The organism is Deinococcus yavapaiensis KR-236, assembly GCF_003217515.1.
In the GTDB taxonomy this organism is placed as follows: Bacteria; Deinococcota; Deinococci; order Deinococcales; family Deinococcaceae; genus Deinococcus_A; species Deinococcus_A yavapaiensis.
On record NZ_QJSX01000001.1, the window covers coordinates 362,385 to 380,400 of the forward strand.

20 protein-coding genes are annotated in these 18,016 nt (G+C 67.8%); 18 read left to right on the top strand and 2 right to left on the bottom strand.

Features of this window, described 5'->3' with window-relative positions; translation table 11 throughout:
- A complete protein-coding gene (locus DES52_RS01785) occupies positions 1-1,125 on the top strand; it encodes an ATP-grasp domain-containing protein (RefSeq protein WP_110885028.1) in 1,125 nt (374 codons plus the stop codon).
- 164 nt (positions 1,126-1,289) lie between these two features.
- On the opposite strand, the gene DES52_RS01790 is transcribed toward DES52_RS01785, so the two are convergent.
- Complete coding sequence (locus tag DES52_RS01790) at positions 1,290-2,501, bottom strand: hypothetical protein (protein ID WP_110885029.1); 1,212 nt, start codon at positions 2,499-2,501, stop codon at positions 1,290-1,292.
- Between the two features lie 475 nt (positions 2,502-2,976).
- Between DES52_RS01790 and DES52_RS22755 the strand changes: the two genes are divergently transcribed.
- From DES52_RS22755 to DES52_RS01835, 10 genes are all read left to right on the top strand, one after another.
- Positions 2,977-3,129 (top strand): hypothetical protein, encoded by a 153-nt coding sequence (locus DES52_RS22755; RefSeq protein ID WP_170130840.1) that lies wholly within the window; start codon positions 2,977-2,979, stop codon positions 3,127-3,129.
- A gap of 11 nt (positions 3,130-3,140) precedes the next feature.
- Positions 3,141-4,094 carry an NAD-dependent epimerase/dehydratase family protein gene (locus DES52_RS01795; RefSeq protein ID WP_170130841.1) on the top strand — a complete coding sequence of 318 codons (954 nt, stop codon included), beginning with the start codon at positions 3,141-3,143 and terminating at the stop codon, positions 4,092-4,094.
- 116 nt (positions 4,095-4,210) lie between these two features.
- Positions 4,211-5,026: an MBL fold metallo-hydrolase gene (locus tag DES52_RS01800; RefSeq protein ID WP_110885031.1), complete on the top strand. Its 816-nt coding sequence runs from the start codon at positions 4,211-4,213 to the stop codon at positions 5,024-5,026.
- Positions 5,023-6,273, top strand: coding sequence for a F390 synthetase-related protein (locus tag DES52_RS01805; protein WP_110885032.1), 1,251 nt, complete (start codon positions 5,023-5,025; stop codon positions 6,271-6,273). Before DES52_RS01800 ends, DES52_RS01805 begins: the two co-directional genes overlap by 4 nt.
- Complete coding sequence (locus tag DES52_RS01810; RefSeq protein WP_110885033.1) at positions 6,261-7,364, top strand: GNAT family N-acetyltransferase; 1,104 nt, start codon at positions 6,261-6,263, stop codon at positions 7,362-7,364. The genes DES52_RS01805 and DES52_RS01810 overlap by 13 nt, the downstream gene beginning before the upstream one ends.
- 15 nt (positions 7,365-7,379) lie before the next feature.
- On the top strand, positions 7,380-8,357 hold the full coding sequence (locus DES52_RS01815; RefSeq protein WP_110885034.1) for a 3-oxoacyl-[acyl-carrier-protein] synthase III C-terminal domain-containing protein: 978 nt from the start codon (positions 7,380-7,382) through the stop codon (positions 8,355-8,357).
- A gap of 38 nt (positions 8,358-8,395) precedes the next feature.
- Complete coding sequence (locus DES52_RS01820) at positions 8,396-9,253, top strand: PIG-L deacetylase family protein (RefSeq protein WP_110885035.1); 858 nt, start codon at positions 8,396-8,398, stop codon at positions 9,251-9,253.
- 120 nt (positions 9,254-9,373) lie between these two features.
- On the top strand, positions 9,374-10,336 hold the full coding sequence (locus DES52_RS01825; protein WP_110885036.1) for a phosphotransferase family protein: 963 nt from the start codon (positions 9,374-9,376) through the stop codon (positions 10,334-10,336).
- Between the two features lie 66 nt (positions 10,337-10,402).
- Positions 10,403-10,672 carry an HNH endonuclease gene (locus tag DES52_RS01830; protein ID WP_110885195.1) on the top strand — a complete coding sequence of 90 codons (270 nt, stop codon included), beginning with the start codon at positions 10,403-10,405 and terminating at the stop codon, positions 10,670-10,672.
- Between the two features lie 75 nt (positions 10,673-10,747).
- Entirely contained in the window at positions 10,748-11,746 is a 999-nt protein-coding gene (locus DES52_RS01835) for an SDR family NAD(P)-dependent oxidoreductase (protein WP_110885037.1), read from the top strand.
- Positions 11,747-11,757: 11 nt separating this feature from the next.
- Here the strand turns inward: DES52_RS01835 and DES52_RS01840 are convergent, their stop codons facing one another.
- Entirely contained in the window at positions 11,758-12,198 is a 441-nt protein-coding gene (locus DES52_RS01840) for an acyl-CoA thioesterase (protein WP_110885196.1), read from the bottom strand.
- Between the two features lie 52 nt (positions 12,199-12,250).
- Here DES52_RS01840 and DES52_RS01845 point away from each other — a divergent pair, with 52 nt between their 5' ends.
- From DES52_RS01845 to DES52_RS01875, 7 genes are all read left to right on the top strand, one after another.
- Positions 12,251-13,054 carry a [LysW]-aminoadipate kinase gene (locus DES52_RS01845; RefSeq protein WP_110885038.1) on the top strand — a complete coding sequence of 268 codons (804 nt, stop codon included), beginning with the start codon at positions 12,251-12,253 and terminating at the stop codon, positions 13,052-13,054.
- A gap of 10 nt (positions 13,055-13,064) precedes the next feature.
- Positions 13,065-13,283, top strand: coding sequence for a hypothetical protein (locus DES52_RS01850; protein WP_146237161.1), 219 nt, complete (start codon positions 13,065-13,067; stop codon positions 13,281-13,283).
- Positions 13,280-13,975 carry a hypothetical protein gene (locus DES52_RS01855; RefSeq protein WP_110885040.1) on the top strand — a complete coding sequence of 232 codons (696 nt, stop codon included), beginning with the start codon at positions 13,280-13,282 and terminating at the stop codon, positions 13,973-13,975. The genes DES52_RS01850 and DES52_RS01855 overlap by 4 nt, the downstream gene beginning before the upstream one ends.
- A gap of 80 nt (positions 13,976-14,055) precedes the next feature.
- Entirely contained in the window at positions 14,056-14,892 is an 837-nt protein-coding gene (locus DES52_RS01860) for a hypothetical protein (protein ID WP_110885041.1), read from the top strand.
- Positions 14,889-15,956, top strand: coding sequence for a [LysW]-lysine hydrolase (locus tag DES52_RS01865; RefSeq protein WP_110885042.1), 1,068 nt, complete (start codon positions 14,889-14,891; stop codon positions 15,954-15,956). The genes DES52_RS01860 and DES52_RS01865 overlap by 4 nt, the downstream gene beginning before the upstream one ends.
- 35 nt (positions 15,957-15,991) lie before the next feature.
- The gene (locus DES52_RS01870) at positions 15,992-17,743 is read left to right on the top strand and encodes an SLC13 family permease (protein ID WP_110885043.1); all 1,752 of its coding nucleotides are present in this window, start codon (positions 15,992-15,994) and stop codon (positions 17,741-17,743) included.
- A 51-nt stretch (positions 17,744-17,794) separates the two neighbouring features.
- Entirely contained in the window at positions 17,795-18,007 is a 213-nt protein-coding gene (locus DES52_RS01875; RefSeq protein ID WP_110885044.1) for a hypothetical protein, read from the top strand.
- Positions 18,008-18,016 lie beyond the last annotated feature (9 nt).

The following is an 18,016-nucleotide window of genomic DNA, read 5'->3' on the forward strand; positions in this document are numbered from 1 at the left end:
GTGGCGCGCGTGTTGTTGACGGGCGGGCGGGCTCCGGCGACGCTGGAGCTCGCCCGGATGTTTCAGCGAGCGGGATGGGAAGTGGGCGTCGCCGAGAGTTGGCGCTCGACGGTCACGAGCTTGTCGAACGCCGCCTCGGCGCGCTTTCTCGTGCCGCCTCCACGCTTCGCGTTCGAGGACTTCGCGGACCGACTGAGCGAGATCGCTCGGACCTTCGTACCCGACGTCCTGATTCCGACGTGCGAGGAAGTCTTCTGGGTGGCGCGCGCGAAAGAGCGATTGGAGCCGTTCACGCGCGTCTTCTGCCCGAAGCTGGACGTGCTGCGCGAACTCCACGACAAGGGCGCGTTCGCCGTGCGGGCCGCCAACGTGGGCTTGCGCATTCCCGAGACGCGCGTCCTGACGAGCGAAGCCGACCTCGACGCCGTGCGCGGTGAAGCCGACCGCCTGGTGTTCAAGCCCTCCTTCTCGCGGTTCGGAACGAGCACGTCGATTCGACCGTCGCGAAACGAGTTACGCCACGTCCGGCCGTCCGAACGCGAGCCGTGGGTGGCGCAAGCGTTCGTGAACGGCCGGGAAGTGTGCGCGTACGGCGTGGCCGTACACGGTCGCCTGCGAGCACTCGCCGTGTACGAGTCTCGCTTTCGGGCAGGGCGGGCGTCGATCGTGTTCGAAGCGGAGCGAAACGACGCCGTGCGCCGTTGGGTGGAGACGTTCGCAAGCCTCACGAACGCGCACGGACAGCTCGCCTTCGACTTCATGGAAGACGCGCGCGGAGAAGTCTGGGCGTTGGAGTGCAACCCGAGGCTCACGAGCGGCGCGCACCTTCTGAGGAACGTCGAAGGCTTCGTGGACGTGTTCCTCGAAGCGGACGGGCCGTTGCTGGAACCGCGACTCGGCACGCGGGCGGCCCTCAAGGCGGCGATGCTCGGCGGGGCGCTGTGGAGGCCCGGAGGATTCTCGGCGCTGGTCCACGCCCGTGACGTCCTGTTCGACCTCCACGATCCGCTTCCGGCGCTCGCGCAGCCGCTTCTGACGGCGCAAATCGCTGTGCGCGCCCTTCGCTTTCGCACGAGCCTGCTCGCAGCGACGACGCACGACATCCAGTGGGACGGCGAAGCGTGAAGCGGGCGTGCCGAATGGCAAGCTCGTGGGGCGGTCAGACGTCGCCGCAGAAGGTGATGGGGCGGTCAGCGTCCCACGCGAAGGTCGACCCGTGGCCTCCACGCTGGACGCCGGTCGAGCCTGTCGAATACCTGCTGGGCCGCCCGCAGTTCTCGCGTGGCAGCTCACCGCGCGAGCTTCATCTGCATCCCGTCGAGGTAGAACCAGCGTGGATTCGGACCCGGATCGCCCTTCAAAGCGTAAGGGAAGACCGTGTGACGCGTGGTTCGTCCGTCGGCATGATTGAGAATCAGCGTGTTTCCCGAGAGTTGGTAGCGTCCCGAGCTCTGCGACGAGCTTCTCGCCGTCTGGGTCTGGCCTCCGGTTCGCATGGACGCGCCGACCAGCCCGCTGAGGGCGAAGGTGCCGTCGGCACGCAGGGTGAGGCTGCTTCCGGAGCTCACCGCAGTCCCGCCGCCGCTCGCCCCGCCCGCGAAGGTGTACTGAGCTTCCATCCGCTGGCCGTTGGTAAAGCGGGCGACCCGAGTCGTGAAGTGGCCGCCGAGGCTGAGATTGCCGTTCGCCTCACGCGCGAAGCTCTCCCGCCAAGACGGCTTGCCGGGAACCGAGAAGACGATGTCGCCGCCCTCGAGGCGGTAAGTGGCCACGTGATCGGGATGCTCTCGCTGAAGCCGCGCGATCCATCCCTGATCGACCGGGTCGAGGCCGCCTTCCGGAAGGACGAGGGCGACACGACCGTTGGGAAGGAAGTAGAAATACTCCTCGATGCTGGAGTTGGCGGTCATCCGAAGCCGGAAATACAAGCCTTCGAGACCGGTAGTCGCGGTTGGCGCACGACCTCCTTGAGCGGCGCCTCCGGGCGGCGAAGCGGGCGCCGGGTTCGCTGTTTGCGGCGTGGCGGGAGCGCGGGCCGGTGGAACGGTCGCCGTCTTCGGTGGGGCACTCGGGGAAGCGCTGGCCGTTCCAAGAGGACACCAAGCCAGCACGGTGCTTTCACCGAACTCGATGACGGCCATCACCGTCGTTCGACCCTTGCGCAGCGTGAAGGCCAGCTCGTCGTCCGAGGCGCCGGGAAGGTCGGCGACGGCGTAGCCCGCTTTGCGAAATCCTACCTCGAGGGCATCGACGGCGTCGTCATCGTCGAGGTTCAGGATGAAGGCCTCGATCCCCTGACACGACCCCGTGAGCTTGTGGGCGCGCGCCAAGCTCCCCAGTTGGCTGGAGAGCGTCTTGAGGGCCGAGCCGCCGACGGGCCGCGAGGAGGCAGGCAGGGAGATTCCCGTCAGCGTGGAGGTGGGGGCGGCCTCTGCGAAGCAGCTCAGAAGCGCGCAGGTGAGCAGGCCAAAGAGGGGGGTGAGTGGTGGTTGCAACGTCATAGGGTCTCCTCAAACTCACGCTATGAATACTCGGGAACTCGCGCTCGCGACCACGAACGGAGAGACGTCGGGTCGGCCACCCCCCTACCGAGGGCCAGCGTATGAACAAAGCGAATGTTTCAGCCGACTTCATCAAGTGTACGCGGCCCGGCCACGTCTGCAACAGGAGTCCGTGCGGCCGTGTGCTTCGCTCGGCTGCCCTCCCAAGGCACCACGGCTCGGGCACGCCGCAGGAGTTTGATACGGTCGATCGTCGAGATCGGCGGCGTTCGGCCGAGCTTTTCGAGGCGCCGACTCGGTGACTTGCCTTCGGCGTACCGCTCGTGTCTCGTCCAAGCCGAAGTCGATGGGCGGTCAGACGCAAGCCGACATATCCCAGCAAGACGAGTCGGCGACGTGGCACACTGGAGGCGGAGGTGGCTATGAAGCGTCAGCGCTTGCCTGTCGTTCCGGCTCTCACGCTCGCGTTCGTCGCGTGCTGACGAACGTGCCGAAGCGCACGGCGCCGAACCTCGAGCGGTTCGCGCTCTCCGCGAAGACCGCCACGAACCAAGAACTCGCCGCGCACCTCGTCCTCGATCGACACGGCGGGCCCAGCCTGGCACCGTTGGCGGGAGGTGTCGGCTGAACTCCACGCTCGTGACGGGCGCGACGGGCTTCCTCGGCGGAGCGCTCGTTCGGCGCCTCGTCGGCGAGGGCGTCACCGTCACGGCCACCGGACGCGACGAGGCGCGAGGACGGGCGTTGGAGGCGCTCGGCGTGACGTTCGTGCCCGCCGACTTGACCGACGGTGAGCTCGTCCGCGCCTTGTGCCGAGATCGTGACGTCGTCTTCCACTGCGGCGCCTTGTCGTCCCCGTGGGGACGGGCGAGCCACTTCCACGCCGCGAACGTCCTCGGGACGAACAACGTCGTCGCCGGGTGCCTCGCGAGCGGGGCACGGCTCGTGCACGTCTCCAGCCCCAGCGTGTACGGCGGGCTCGGGGACCGAAGAGACATTCGCGAGGACGCCGAGTGGCAGGAAATCACGACGCACTACGCGCACACGAAACGTCTCGCCGAGACGAACGTGCGGCGAGCCTTGCCGCAAGCGACGATCGTGCGGCCACGCGCCATCTTCGGGCCGGGTGACAACGCCATCTTGCCGAGGGTCGTGCGCGCCCTGCGGGCGGGACGCCTCCCGATCGTCGGGGACGGGCGGACGCTCGTCGACCTCACCTTCGTCGACGACGCCGCCGAGGCCCTCGTGCTGTGCGCGACGCGCGACGCCGCGATCGGCAGAACGTACAACGTCACGGGCGGTGATGTCCGCGAGCTTTGGCCGCTGTTGTTCGCGTTGTGCGACCGCCTCGGACTCGCGAAGCCGAAGCGGAGACTGTCGAAGCGGGCCGCGTGGAATCTCGGGCACACCTTGGAGCGCGTCGCCGCGGCGACGGGCGGATGGGAACCGCCGTTGACGCGGTACACGGTGACGGTGCTGTCCACGAGCCTCACGCTCGACATCTCGGCGGTTCGGGGCGAACTCGGTTACCGGCCGACAGTGAGCGTGGACGAGGGACTGGAGCGCTACGCGCAGGCGCTCGAAGAAGGATGAGGAACTCGGCGAGCGAACCCACGGCTGTCTCGAGGGCGAGGCCCGTGGTGCCGCCGCCGACCCCGTCGAAACCTCTGGCCTCCACGTTTCGAGCGCCGCCCACCTAGAATGACGTCGTGAACGTCACTTGGTTGGCGGCGGGTTACTGCCTCAACATCGAAGCTCTCACGCGAAGGGGAGCGCCGTGGCGAGTCGCACGCTACCCGGCGGGATTCGCGTTGCTGCGCCACCCCGAGCGGGGCGCGGTCCTGTTCGACACGGGCTACCATCCGCGCTTCCACGAGGCGACGGCCCGCTGGCCTTACAAGGCGTACGCACTGCTCACGCCCGTCCGCGTCCGCGAGCACGAATCGGCGGCCGCGCAGATCGCTCGTCTCGGCGTGGCGCCCACGGACGTGCGCGAGGTGATCGTGTCGCACTTTCACGCGGATCACCTCGGCGGCCTGAAGGACTTTCCGCGCGCGACCTTCCGCTTCCACCCGGACGCTTACGAGACCGTGCGCGGCAAGTCGGGCATGGAGGCCGTGCGGCGCGGCTTCCTGCCCGACTTGCTGCCCGACGACTTCGAGGCGCGAAGCGAGGCGCTGACGGGCGAGACGGACTTGCCGTCGGCGTTCGCGCCGTTCACGCGGGGCTTCGACGTGTTCGGCGACGAGAGCGCGTGGGCGGTGAACGTGCCGGGACACGCGGCCGGTCAGATCGCTTTGATCGTGCGCGGCGATCGAGGGTCGGTGCTTCTCGCGGCGGACTCGGCGTGGTCGACGCGGGCGTTGCGCGACAAGGCGGGACCGCACAAGCTCGCCGAGCGGCTGTTCGCCGATCCGGCGGAGGAAAAGCGCAGCTTTGCGCGGGTGAGCGACTTCATGGCGAGGCATCCGGACGCGCTCGTGTTGCCGTCGCACTGCCCGGAGGCGCCGACGGTGAGGCCGTGACGGACGCTTGGGGCGTGCTCGGCGCGTACGTCGCCGACGCCTTGGGGCCTCGCTTTCGAACGCGCGAGGCCCTGCTCGCGTGGCAGGACCGCCGAGTGCGGCGCCACCTCCGCTGGCTGCGCGCGACCTCCTCGTTCTACGGCGACCTCTACGCGAATCTGGACGACGCCGAGTGGCGACACTTTCCGACGATCGACAAGACCGCCATGATGCGAGACTTCGACCGCCTGAATACCGCCGGGGTGACGCTGAAAGACGCGCTTCGCGTCGCCGAGCGCGCGGAGCGGGAGCGTGACTTTCGGCCCGCGTTGGGCGAGATCACCGTGGGATTGTCGAGCGGCACCTCGGGCGCGCGAGGCGTGTTCCTCGTGAGCCGCGCCGAGCGCGTGCGCTGGGCGGGCGTGATCTTGCGGCGCCTCCTGCCGGGCCCGTTGTGGCGGCGGCAGCGGGTCGCGTTCTTCTTGCGGGCGAACTCGAACTTGTACGACTCGGTGGCGTCGCGCCGCTTGCGCTTCGAGTTCTTCGACCTCGCCGCGCCGCTCGAAACGCACTTCCCGAGGTTGCACGCGTTGCATCCCACCGTGATCGTCGCCCCGCCGTCCGTGCTGCGCCTCCTCGCCGAGACGGGACCGAACGTGTCGCCCACGCGAGTCGTGAGCGTCGCAGAGGTGCTCGAACCTCAAGACCGAGCGGTCGTCGCCGCGCGTTTCGGATCGGTCTTCGAGGTGTACCAGGCGACCGAAGGCTTTCTCGGCGTGTCCTGCCGCCTCGGAACGCTGCACCTCAACGAGGACCTCGTCGCGTTCGATTTCGAGAACGTCGGCGAGGAACGCGTGTCACCGATCGTGACGGACTTCTCGCGGCGAACGCAACCGATCGTGCGCTACCGCCTGAACGACGTCCTCGTTCCGAAGCGCGACGGGTGCGCGTGCGGCTCTCCCCTGCTGGCGATCGAGCGGATCGAGGGGCGCGCCGACGACGTGTTGGAGCTCGGCGGGCGGCGCGTCTTCCCGGACTTCGTGCGCAAAGCGCTGATGAGCGTGCCGAGCGTTCGGGAGTACCGAGCGCGGCAAGTCGGGCCGAACGACCTCGAAGTCGAACTCCTGCCGAACGAGCCCCTCGCGCGCGAAGGTGCCGAGGCCGCCTTGCGGGCGTTGGCGCCGACGGTCCGCGTGACGTTCGTGCCGTACGCGTTTCGGCCGGGCGCGCGCAAGTTACGGCGAGTCGAGCGGGCATGGCGACCTTGACCTTCGAGCCGAGCGGCATTCGCGACGACTACGCTCGGGCGTACCTCTCGCCGATGATGCGCGCGGGCACGCGCGAGTTCGTCGCGAACGTTCACGCGCGCCTCGGGGTCGTGCAGGGAGACGGCTTCGCCTTGCCGATCGCCTTCGACTTCGAGCGGGGTGACAGTTACGTCGTCTCGCCCCTCAGCCACTACGTGGGGTACGGGGCCGAAGAACTCTCGAAGCTCGGTCGACCTCGGGTGGAGGCGACGCTGAGAAGCGTCTTGAAGAGCGTCGGAAGCGGGCTGGAAGCGTCCGGATTCGACGAGGTCGTGTCCGTCAACAACTGGCTGCTGTCCACGAACTTGTGGCCGCCGCTGTCGACGAGCGAGGTGCGAGACGTGCTCGAGGCGCTCGTGGCGACCTTTCCGAATCGACCGATTCTCTTTCGTTCGCTCGACCTCGCCAGGAACGCTTTGACGTTCGGGGCGCTCTCGTCGCTCGGCTGCGTACCGCTCTTCAGCCGAGTGGTTCACTACCAGGACCCGAGGCGCGCCGACTTCTGGCACGTTCGGCAACTGCGCGAAGACGAGCGGCGCGTCCGCAAAGTTCCGGCCGAGCTCGTCACGACCTTCACCGACGACGACTTGGCGCGCGTCAAGGTCCTCTACGACGACTTGTACTTGCGCAAGTACTCCACCTTCAATCCGCAGTTCACGGTGGCCTTCTTGAGAAACGCGCGTGACGAAGGCCTGCTCGATCTGCGCGGCTGGCGGGTGGACGGCGAGCTCGTCGCGGCGTGGGGCGCCTTCGTAAGAAGCGGCGTCATGACCGTGCCCGTGTTCGGCTACGACACGGCGGCGTCCAAGAAGCTCGCGCTCTACCGCTTGTCGAGCTTGGAGGTTTCGAGGCGTGCACGCGAGCGCGGTCTGCTCGTGAACGCGAGCGGAGGCGTCGGGGCCTTCAAGAAGGCGCGGAGCGGCGTGACGACCGTGGAGTTCAATCTCGTCTTCACACGCCACCTTCCTTGGCGGCGACGCCTCGCGTGGTCGGCCCTCGGGCGCTTTCTCGACCGCGTGGCCGTGCCCATCATCCTTCACGGAGAGTATTAAGGCATACTCAAAGGGATGCGGCCGATTCGAATTCTCGGCACCGGGGAAGCTTTGCCCAGGCGTGTCGTGACGAGCGCGGAAGTCGAGGCGTTGTGCGGCGTGCCGTCAGGCTGGGCCGAGCGGCGCGCAGGCGTTCGCGAGCGCCGCTGGGCGTCGGACGGCGAGACGAACGCCATCCTCGGCGCGACCGCCGCTCGAGCGGCCCTCGACGCCGCCGCGCTCTCCGCGCGCGACGTCGACCTCGTCCTGAACGCCTCCGGCACGGCGCAGCAGCCGATTCCGGACAACGCCGCCTTGATCGCCGCCGAACTCGGTCTGTCGGGCGTCGCCGCCTTCAGCGTGCACGCGACGTGCCTGTCGTTTCTCGCCGCCCTCGACGTCGCCGCCGACCGCGTCGCGCTCGGTCGGGCGAAGCGCGTCCTGATCGTCAGCAGCGACGTCGGTTCGGTCGGCCTCAACTTCGGCGAGCCCGAGAGCGCCTGCTTGATCGGAGACGGCGCGGCCGCCGTGATCGTCGGGCCCTCGGACGGCGCGAGCGGTCTGCACGTCTCGCGCTTCGAGACCTACCCGGAAGGCGCGCATCTCACCGAGATTCGTGGGGGCGGCACGTGGCGCACGCCGAGCCACCCCGACGCGACGCCCACGGATTTTCTCTTCCGCATGGCGGGATTGGGCGTCTTGAAGCTCGCGCGGGACGTCGCGCCGAGTTTCCTGGAGCGTCTGTCGCCCGGCTTGTCGACCGGCCTCGGCGACATCGATGTCGTCGTGCCGCATCAAGCGAGCCTCGCGGGTCTGCGCCTCATGGAGCGCTTCGGTTGGCCGCGCGAGCGCGTCGCCACGACCTTGGAGACCCTCGGCAACGTCATCGCCGCCAGCATTCCGCTCACGCTGCACCGCGCGATCACGAGCGGAGCCCTCGCTCGAGGGCAGCGAACCTTGCTGATCGGGACGGGCGCGGGCTTCTCAATCGGCGGGGCGATCTTGACTTACTGAACAGTTGGTGGGCGACGACACAGGTCAAGATGAGCGTCATGACCGATCAGCCTTCCCTACTCGCCGTGTTCGCCCATCCGGACGACGAAGCCTTCTCCAGCGGCGGAACCCTCGCCTTCTACGCTTCGAGAGGCGTGCGCGTCACCTTGGCGTGTGCGACGCGCGGCGAGGCGGGCAAGCAGACGGATCCGAACCTGACGGTCGAGGACTTGGGACGGCACCGCGAGCAGGAGTTGCGCGAAGCGTGCAAGGCGCTCGGAATCGACGATCCGATCTTCCTCGACTACCACGACTCGGGCCGTCAGGAGCGGGTGCGCAAGGACGATCCCAAGGCTCTTTTGAACGTCGAGCCGCTCGACGTGGAGACGAAGATTCTCGACGTCATCGAGCGGGTGAAGCCGCAAGTGCTGCTGACCTTCGATCCGCACGGCGGGTACGGCCACATCGATCACCTCGTCATTCACCGCGCGACGACCGCCGCCTTCTTCGCGGGCTCGCAGCGTTACGCGGGCTTGCGGCGCCTGTACTACACGGCGATCCCGACGTCCGTCACGAAGCGGTTCGTGGAGACGGGCATGCCGATGGAGTTCGAGCCGGAACGGTACGGAGTCTCGGACGACACGGTCGCCGTCACGATGGACGTCGCCTCTTTCAACGAGCACAAGATGGCCGCGTTGAGGGCCCACGGCTCGCAAGTCGGCCCGAACTCTCGCATGGGGCAACTGCCGCAAGAGCAGCGCGAGAAGATGATGCGCGAGATGGTCGGAACGGAGCGCTTCTCGATCGGTGGGACTCGCACCGTGATCGCCGCGTATCCCCTGCGCGGGTTTTTCGACGGTTTGGAGGGTTTCGAGCACGTCGACGAGGCGCGCGCGCTCACGGGCAACGCGAGTTGACGTCCGCCAACGCGCTTATCGTCCTCGGGCAGATCTGCGAACTACACGTTCGTCGGTGACGCCGCTTGGCGCCTTCCGCCGCGAGGCTTCCTGAGCGAGCGCGACGCGAACCGAGCTTTCGTGAAGACGATCCTGCCACAGGAGTTCGAGATGCCCGAGTCCTTTCCGTCGCGCGCGCTTCACGCGTGCTTTCCCGGTCACGCCGCCCTCGAAGCCCGCCTCGGCGGTGAAGGCGATGACTGCGTGGCCTTCCACGTGCGCACCGACGCCGAGTGGATGTTTCTACGTGCCAAGCACCCGCACGCGTCCGCGTGTCTGGACCGTCTCGCCGCGCTCGCTCCCGACCTCGCCGCTCACTTGCCCGTCGCCGTTCCCGCCGTCGAGCATCACGGTCGGATCGACGGTCACGCGTTCGTCGGATACCGAGCCGTTTCCGGCGAGTTCCTGTCTCACGCGCTCGAGCGCGGCCTCGACGCGACCCGCCTTCGTCGCGCCGCGCTCGACTTCGCGAACTTCTTTCGTGCCTTGCACGCCCTCGATCCCGAGCCCGCGAAGCGCGTCAACGTTCCGAGCAGCGACTACGCCTTCGGAATGCGCGATGAAGGGTGGGAGGAAGGAGACGCCGCCTCGCTGTACGCGCGGGATCTGGAGGCGTACCGCAAGTCACGCTTCGCCGACGCCGACACGGTCACCTTCCTCACGCAGGCGCTCGACCGGCACCTGACGACGCTGGAAGACGGCGCCGCCCACGTGCTGCTGCACGGCGAGGTATCGCCCGGGCACGTCTTGCTGAACGAGGACGGTCACCTTCACGGAATCATCGACTTCAACGGAATGTACGTCGGTCGGTCCGCGCGCGACTTCCTGTATCTCTACGAGACGTTCGGGAGGCGCTGGACGTCCGACCTGCTCGTCGCGTACGAATCGCCGGACGTGACTGCCACGCTCGACGAACTGCGCTTCTTGCACGTGTGGCATACCCTCCTTCGCCTGATGTGGGCGGTCGAGCACGGTTTGGCGGATCTCGCGGCGCGGCGATCAGCGGACCTCGAGACCCTGCGAAACGGCCTGCGGCCAGACTGACGGGTCGCACGCCTCGTTGAACGACCGCTCATTTGAGTGCGCGTCGGCGCTCGCTACACTTCCTTCATGCCGATTTGCGCGCTGTGCGGGCGCGACGTGCCGACCCTCACCGAGCATCACCTCGTGCCGCGCTCACGAGGCAAGAAAGGGCAGGAACTGCCGACCGTCATGATCTGCTCGCCGTGCCACCGTCAACTCCACGTGCTGTTCACGAACGAGGAATTGGCGCGCGACTTCAACACCCTGGAGAAGCTGAGGGAGAACGAGGCCGTGCGGCGCTTCGTGAAGTGGATTCGCAAGCAGCACCCCGAGTCGTACGTGCGCGTGCGGCGTTAACGCCGAGCGTACAAAATCAAGCGACCTCCACGCGCCCGAAGCGCGACTCTCAGAGGCGGCGCCTACAACGAGGGCATGACGCGACTCCTGCCCACGCTCGCCCTCGGCGCCGCCGCCCTCGTGCTCGCCAAGAAGCTCACCGAGAAGCCGTACGACCTCGCGGGCAAAGTCGTCCTGATCACGGGTGGTTCGCGCGGCCTGGGGTTGGTCCTCGCGCGGCAACTCGCCGACGAGGGCGCCAAGCTCGCCTTGTGCGCCCGCAGCGTAGAGGAACTGCGCGCAGCGCAAGCCGAATTCGACGCGAAGAACGTTCCGTGCGTGACGTACGTCGCCGACGTCGCCAGCGAGGCGGACGCGCGGCGCGTCGTTCACGACACGGCGGTGCACTACGGACGGCTGGACGTCCTGATCAACAACGCCGGGATCATCACCGTCGGGCCGATCGAGACGATGACCTTGAAGGACTATCACGACGCGATGAACGTCAACTACTTCGGCGCCCTGCACTTCATGCTCGCCGTGCGCGACGTCATGAAAGCGCAAGGCGGCGGGCGCATCGTGAACATCGCGTCCATCGGTGGAAAGGTCGCCGTGCCGCACCTCGTGCCGTACAGCGCCAGCAAGTTCGCTCTCAGCGGCCTCAGCAAAGGTTGGCGCTCGGAGCTCGCCAAGGACGGCGTCGTCGTCACGACCGTCCACCCGGGCTTGATCTCGACGGGCAGCCCGAGAAACGCGGACTTCAAAGGGCAGCACGAACTCGAATACGCCTGGTTCGCCGTCGCCGACAACTTGCCCGGCCTCGCGCAGAAGGTGGAGGATTGCGCCCGAGAAACCATCGCCGCCCTCAAGGCGGGACGCGCCGAGATCGTCACGAGCATTCCCGGCAAGGTTCTCGCCTTCCTCGGCGCCGTCTTGCCGGGCGTCATGGCGGACGCGAACGCCTTGCAGAACGTGTTGCTGCCCAAACCCGGTGGCGTCGGCACCCAAAAGCGCAAAGGTTCCGAAAGCGAAACGGCCCTCACGCAGAAGCTTCCGAGGAAGCAGGAGGCGGAACTCGCGAACAACGAGCTGTGACGGCGCGGTCGTCAGACCGACGCGCCCGCGTGGTTCGTCAACTTTCCCCGCGCTCCCTCGTGCAGCGACGAGCGAAGCTCGTCGGGCAGGGGAATCGGTCGGTGCGTGTCCTTGTCGGTGAGGACGTACACCGTTTCGGTCGTGGCGAGCACGGCCTCGTCTCCGAACCTTCGGAAGGTCGTGGTGAGCGTGAAGGAGGTCGTGCCGAGCCTCGTCGTCTCGGTCGCGAGGTCGAGGACGTCGTCGAACTTCGCGGACGCGCGCCACTCGGTCGTCTGCTTCACGAGGCGGTAGTCGAGCTCGCCGCTCGCCTGCGCCTCGCCGAGGCCGAGCGCGCGGAAGAACTCCGTCGTGGAGATGTCGACGTACTCGCCGTAGCGGGCGTTGAACACGATCTTTTGCGCGTCGCACTCGGAGTAGCGGACGCGCATCAGAAAGCGGAAGGGAGGCATGGCGTCATCGTACCTGCCCGCCTCGCCGCGCGAACGCGGTAGCATTCCCTGCATGATCGTGGTGAAGGTGGGCGGATCGGAAGGCATCGACCTCGACGCGGTGTGCGCGGACATCGCGCACCTTTGGAGCGCGGGCACACGAATGGTGCTCGTGCACGGCGGCAGCGCCGAGACGAACCGCGTGGCGGAGGCGCTCGGTCACCCGCCGAAGTTCGTCACGAGCCCGAGCGGCTTCACGAGTCGCTTCACGGACCGCGCGACGTTGGAGATCTTCGAGATGGTGTACTGCGGCAAGGTCAACAAAGGCATCGTGGAGAGGTTGCAGCGCCTCGGCGTGAACGCCGTGGGTTTGTCGGGCCTCGACGGCCGCATCTTCGAGGGCAAGCACAAGGACTCCGTGCGCTCCGTGGAGGACGGCAAGGTGAAGGTGCTGCGCGGCGACCATACCGGAACGGTGGAGAAGGTGAACACGCACCTCGTCGAGCTTTTGCTCGACGGCGGCTACCTTCCGGTGTTGACGCCGCCGGGCGCGAGCTTCGACGGAGTGGCGGTGAACGTCGACGGGGACCGCGCGGCGGCGGCGCTCGCAGCGGCCATGCACGCCGAGGCGCTCTTGCTGCTGTCCAACGTGCCGGGCCTCCTGCGCGCCTTTCCCGACGAGTCGAGCCTCATCGAGCGCATCGACGCGAGCGACGTGGAAGCGTACCTGGAGTTCGCGCAAGGCCGCATGAAGAAGAAGGTGCTGGGCGCGGCGGAAGCGGTGCAGGGAGGCGTGGGGCGCGTCATCTTCGGAGACGCGCGCGTCGAAGGCCCCGTCTCGGCGGCCCTCGCCGGACGCGGCACCGTCGTGTCGTGAGCGTCGAGCCGTGAGGGGATTGCCGCTCGTCACGGTCTTGCTGCTGAGCGCGTGCGCGTTCTTCGCGGGGCGCTTTCTGCACGGCCCGAGCTGGTGGATCGGCCTCGCCATCGTGCTGAGCATTCCCTTCTCGGTGCGCGCCCGAGAAGGCGCCTTGACGCGCGGTGAGCGAGGCTGGGCGTACGTCCTGAGCGCCGCGGGCTTCGCCGCCGGGTTCTTCAGCGCGTGAAGCGCGTCGAGAACGCCGTGCTCGCCGCGTGCGGCTCGCTGGACCATCCGCTCGCGGAAGCCTTGCTCGTCCGAGCCGCCGATTCGAAGGCTTTTGTCGACTTCGTCGAGGCGCACGCTTCGAAGCTGCGCAAGAAGGTGCGATTGGCCGTTTCGGACGAGGAGCGCGCGGATCTGCTCGCCGAACTCGACGTCGCGACCTTTCTGGGGCGCGACCGTCGCCTCGTCTTGACGTACGAGCCGTTTCACGCGCCCGATCGCCGCGGCCCGGACTTCAAGGTGGTCTTCAAGGGACACAGCGTGTTTCACGTGGAGGTCACGAGGCCGCGGCTTCGAGGCGTGTCCCACGACCAGGCCGTTTGGAAGGTCGCGCGGGTGCTGTGCGACAAGGTCGGGCAGTTGCCGCCCGGCGCGGCGAACCTACTCGTGATCGTGGTGCCGCCGGAATCGAACACGGCGGACCTCGTGCCCGAAGCGGTGGGGACGATCGAACGCGCGGCGGGAAACGCCGCTTCGAGCGCTCGCCTGGCGGGCGTCAAGACGTACGGGCGCGACCGCGCGCGGCTCGGGGCGGTGGTGCTGTGGTCTTCGACGGAAAGCGGGAGGCCGTCGAGCGTGCGAACGTGGTTGGAGCCTCGCGCGAAGCATCCCGTCTCTCCCGACGTCCTCAAGGTCTTCGCGCGCACCGAGTGATCCACGGCGAAAGGAGGGCCGCGTCGCGGCCCTTCATCTTTCGTTTCGAGGATGTCGGAACGCGCTACTCTGTGGTGAGAATGACGATGCAAGACCGCGTACTGACCGCATTGAGGCAAGCCGGGTTCGACGGACGTCCCGCCGCGACGCTCGACAAGGACGGGGCGGTGTTCGCCTTGCTGGACGACACGTTGCTCTACCTCGAAGACTCGGGCGCGCGCAGCGTTTCCCTGCGAGACATCAACCGCATCCACTCGGACGCCGCGGGCGTCCTGCGCGTCGAGACGCCCGCCGGGACGGCCATCACGGCGTCCCTCGTCGGCTTCGATCCCACGCGCGTGCAGCACTTCTTCAAGGAAGTCAAGGACGCCACCAACCGCGCCAAGTCCCTGCCGCCCGCTCCGACGCCGGCAGGCAGCAACCCCGCGTGGAAGACGGGCTGGGCGGGCGGAGCAACTCAGCCGAGCGCGGTCGGAGGGTCGCCCGTGACGGCGGCCCAAGCGAGCGTCGTCACGCCCTCCTCCACGCCCGAAACCGTCACGCCGACGCCGACGGCGGTGGAGGAGCCTCGGCGCGTCGTCATCTCGAGCGCGCCCAAACAGGCGGCGGAGCCGGTCGTGTCCGCGCCGCAAGCGCCGCGTGAAGCCGAGTCCACTCCGGAGGCGTTCACGGCGCCTCGCTCGGCGCTTCCCCGCATTCCCGACGTGGGCCGATTCGCGCCGACGCTGCGGTTGCTCGGCGTGCTGATGTTCCTCGTCGGCGCGGGCGTGGGCTTCTTGCAATGGCGGGCGGGCGCGCAACTGACGGGGTTGTGGACCTTCGGAATCGGCGGGGTCGGCGCATTCGCGCTGTACGTGTTCGGCGAGGTCGTACGGGCCGTGGCGGGCATCGCGGCGCGGGTGTCTCGAGAAGGATGACGTCGAGCGACGCTTTGGCCCTCTTGAAGGGCGCCGTGAGCCTTCCGAGCGTGAGCGGCGAGGAAGGCGCGGTGGCCGCCTTCCTCGTGGAGTGGATGCGCGCGCACGGATTCGACGCGCACGTCGACGAGGCTGGCAACGCGGTCGGGGAGCGCGGCGAGGGACCCGTCACGGTCGTGCTGCTCGGACACATCGATACGGTTCCCGGCGACATCGCCGTGCGCGAGGAAGACGGCGCGCTCTACGGTCGGGGCAGCGTCGACGCGAAGGGCAGTTTCTGCGCGTTCGTCGCGGCCGTCGCGAACTTGGAGGGCGACTCGCTGAAAGGCGCGCGGTTCGTGTGCGTCGGCGCGACGGAGGAGGAAGCGCCGAGCAGCAAGGGCGCTCGGCACGCCGTCACGCGCTATCGACCGGACTTCGTCCTGATCGGCGAGCCGAGCGGCGAAAGCGGCCTCACCCTCGGCTACAAGGGGCGTCTCGTCGTGAAGGCCGCCGTGGAGAAGGACAACTTCCACAGCGCGGGCGACGGGACGAGCGCGGCCGACGACCTCGCCGAGTTCTGGTTTCGGGTGCGCGCGTGGGCACGCGAGCATTCCGGTCAAGGTCCCTTCCACGCGATTCAAGCGACGCTGCAACGCTTCGCAGGCGACACGGACGGCCTCACTCAGTCGGCGCACGCCACCGTCGGCCTGCGCCTCCCGCTCGCTTGGCCTCCGCGGGCGGCCGAAGCGGCCCTGCGAGCCCTCATCGTGGATTTGCCCGTCACCCTCGTCTTCACCGGGCACGAGGAGGCCGTGCGGCATGACAAGGACAACGCTCTCACGCGCGCCTTGCGCCTCGCCATGCGCGCCGAGGGCCTCACGCCGACGTTCAAGGTGAAGACGGGCACGAGCGACATGAACGTGGTCGCGCCGCTTTGGAAGGTGCCGACCGTGGCGTACGGGCCGGGCGACTCTTCGCTCGACCACACGCCCAACGAGCACGTGCCGCTCGACGAGTACCTACGCTGCGTCCGCGTCCTCACGACGGCGCTCACGCGGATCGCATCACTTCAGGGGCGCTGAACGCGGCTGCGAACGTCCGAGTCTTATCTTGACTCGTGACGCTCGTCCTCGCGCTTCTCGTCATCACCGTCGTCCTGTTCGCCACCGAATTCTTCCCGGTCGACGTCACCGCCCTGCTGTTGCTCACGGCCCTGCTGCTGCTGGGGCTTTTGACGCCGAAGGAGGCGTTCGCGAGCTTCGGCAACGACACGATCATCACGCTCGCGGGCCTGTTCGTCCTCACGCGGTCCTTGCTGCGCACGGGCGTCATCGAGCTCGTCGGCAACTTTTTGTCGCGCTTGTCGAAGAACGCGTCGGCGACCGTTCGCTTCATGCTGACGGGCGTCGCGTTCGTCAGCGCGTTCACGTCGAACACCGCCACGACCGCCGTGTTTTTGCCTGTCATGCTCGGTCTCGCGCGGCGCTTGAACGTCAATCCCGGCAAGGTCCTCATGCCGCTCGCGCACGCCTCCATCCTCGGAGGCACCATCACCGTCATCGGCACGAGCACCAATCTCGTCGTGTCGGGCCTCCTGCCGCGCTACGACCTCAAGCCCTTGGGCTTCTTCGAGCTCGCCTGGGTCGGGTTGCCCATCACGGTGATCGGCTTGGCGTACCTCTTCTTCGTCGCGCCGCGCCTCCTTCCCGCTCGCGCCGACGACTTGGAAGGCAGTCAAGTTCGCCGCTACCTCGCCGACGTCCTCTTGGAGGACGCCTCGCCGCTCGTCGGCACAACCCTGCGAGAATCCGGGTTGGGGCGTGATTACGGACTCAACGTCGTCGCGGTGGGCCGTGACGGGCAAACCATTCCCGCTCCGAACGCCGACTTCCGAATCGAAGCGGGCGACAAGCTCGTCGTGGAAGGCCAAACCGACCGACTGCTCGCCGCCAAGACCTCGCTCGGCGTGCAGCTCAAAGCGGAGCGCAAGCGTTTCGAACGCCTCGAAGGTGACGACGAGCAAGGCCACGTGCGCCTCGTCGAAGTCGTCGTCATGCCTCGTTCTCCCCTGCTCGGTCGAACGCTGCGGGAAGCGAAGTTCCGCGAGCGGTACGGCCTGAGCGTCCTCGGTTTGCATCGCCGCGCTCGGCACGAGGAGCGCTTGTCGCGCACCCGCTTTCAAGTCGGCGACGTCTTGCTGGTGCAAGGAACGAACGAGCGGCTGCGGAGCATCGGCGATCACCTCACCGTCCTCGCCGACGTCAGCGAGCATCAACGTGACACGAGCAAGGCGCCCATCTCGATTCTCGCGTTTCTCGGCGCCCTCGTCCTCGGAGCGACGGGCCTCGTGCCGCTCGCCGTCGCCGTCGTCGCCGCCGTCACCTTGCTGCTCGTCACGCGCGTCATCACGCCCGAGGACGGCTACGGCGCCGTCGAGTGGACGGTCCTCGTCCTCATCGCGTGCATGCTCGCCTTCGGCGCGGCCTTCGAGCAAAGCGGCGCCGCGAGCGCCGTCGCGAAGTGGCTGGCCGCGACCCTCGAGCCCATCGGGCCGCGCGGTCTGCTCGCCGGGTTCTTCGTCCTCACCGTCTTGCTGACGCAACCGCTGAGCAACCAAGCCGCCGCGCTCGTCATGCTGCCCGTGGCGCTCGGCGTCGCCGGAGAACTCGAGCTCAATGCGCGCCCGTTCGTCGTGGCCATCACCATCGCCGCGAGCAACTCCTTCGTCTCGCCGCTGGAACCCGCGTCGCTGCTCGTCTTCGGTCCGGGACGCTACACGTTCCTCGACTTCGTCAAGGTCGGCGCGGGCCTCACCGTCATCTCCTTCGTCCTCGCGATGATCGTCATCCCGATGGTCTGGCCGTTTTGACCCGTGTCGAAGCACGCTCCGCGCGAGAAAAGGGTCCTCTATACTGCCCGCATGAACAACGAACAACTCACCTCTTCGGACCGTCAAGTCCTGCACGACATGCAGGCGCAACTCGACCGACAGCACACGACCACCATCGTCGCCGTGACGCTCGGCGTGACGGTCGGCGTGGCCGTGGCGACGGGCGTCGCGCTGTGGGTGCTGTCGAAAGGACGGCGGGCGAACGTGGTGACGGACGATCCGGAAGCGCCTTTGTTCGTGTGAGGGGCGACC

Coding starts and splice junctions, on each gene's coding strand:
- DES52_RS01790 (WP_110885029.1), bottom strand. CDS start 2,501: ATGACGTTGCAACCACCACTCACCCCCCTCTTTGGCCTGCTCACCTGC.
- DES52_RS01810 (WP_110885033.1), top strand. CDS start 6,261: ATGGCGACCTTGACCTTCGAGCCGAGCGGCATTCGCGACGACTACGCT.
- DES52_RS01815 (WP_110885034.1), top strand. CDS start 7,380: ATGCGGCCGATTCGAATTCTCGGCACCGGGGAAGCTTTGCCCAGGCGT.
- DES52_RS01820 (WP_110885035.1), top strand. CDS start 8,396: ATGACCGATCAGCCTTCCCTACTCGCCGTGTTCGCCCATCCGGACGAC.
- DES52_RS01830 (WP_110885195.1), top strand. CDS start 10,403: ATGCCGATTTGCGCGCTGTGCGGGCGCGACGTGCCGACCCTCACCGAG.
- DES52_RS01835 (WP_110885037.1), top strand. CDS start 10,748: ATGACGCGACTCCTGCCCACGCTCGCCCTCGGCGCCGCCGCCCTCGTG.
- DES52_RS01840 (WP_110885196.1), bottom strand. CDS start 12,198: ATGCCTCCCTTCCGCTTTCTGATGCGCGTCCGCTACTCCGAGTGCGAC.
- DES52_RS01845 (WP_110885038.1), top strand. CDS start 12,251: ATGATCGTGGTGAAGGTGGGCGGATCGGAAGGCATCGACCTCGACGCG.
- DES52_RS01860 (WP_110885041.1), top strand. CDS start 14,056: ATGACGATGCAAGACCGCGTACTGACCGCATTGAGGCAAGCCGGGTTC.
- DES52_RS01865 (WP_110885042.1), top strand. CDS start 14,889: ATGACGTCGAGCGACGCTTTGGCCCTCTTGAAGGGCGCCGTGAGCCTT.
- DES52_RS01875 (WP_110885044.1), top strand. CDS start 17,795: ATGAACAACGAACAACTCACCTCTTCGGACCGTCAAGTCCTGCACGAC.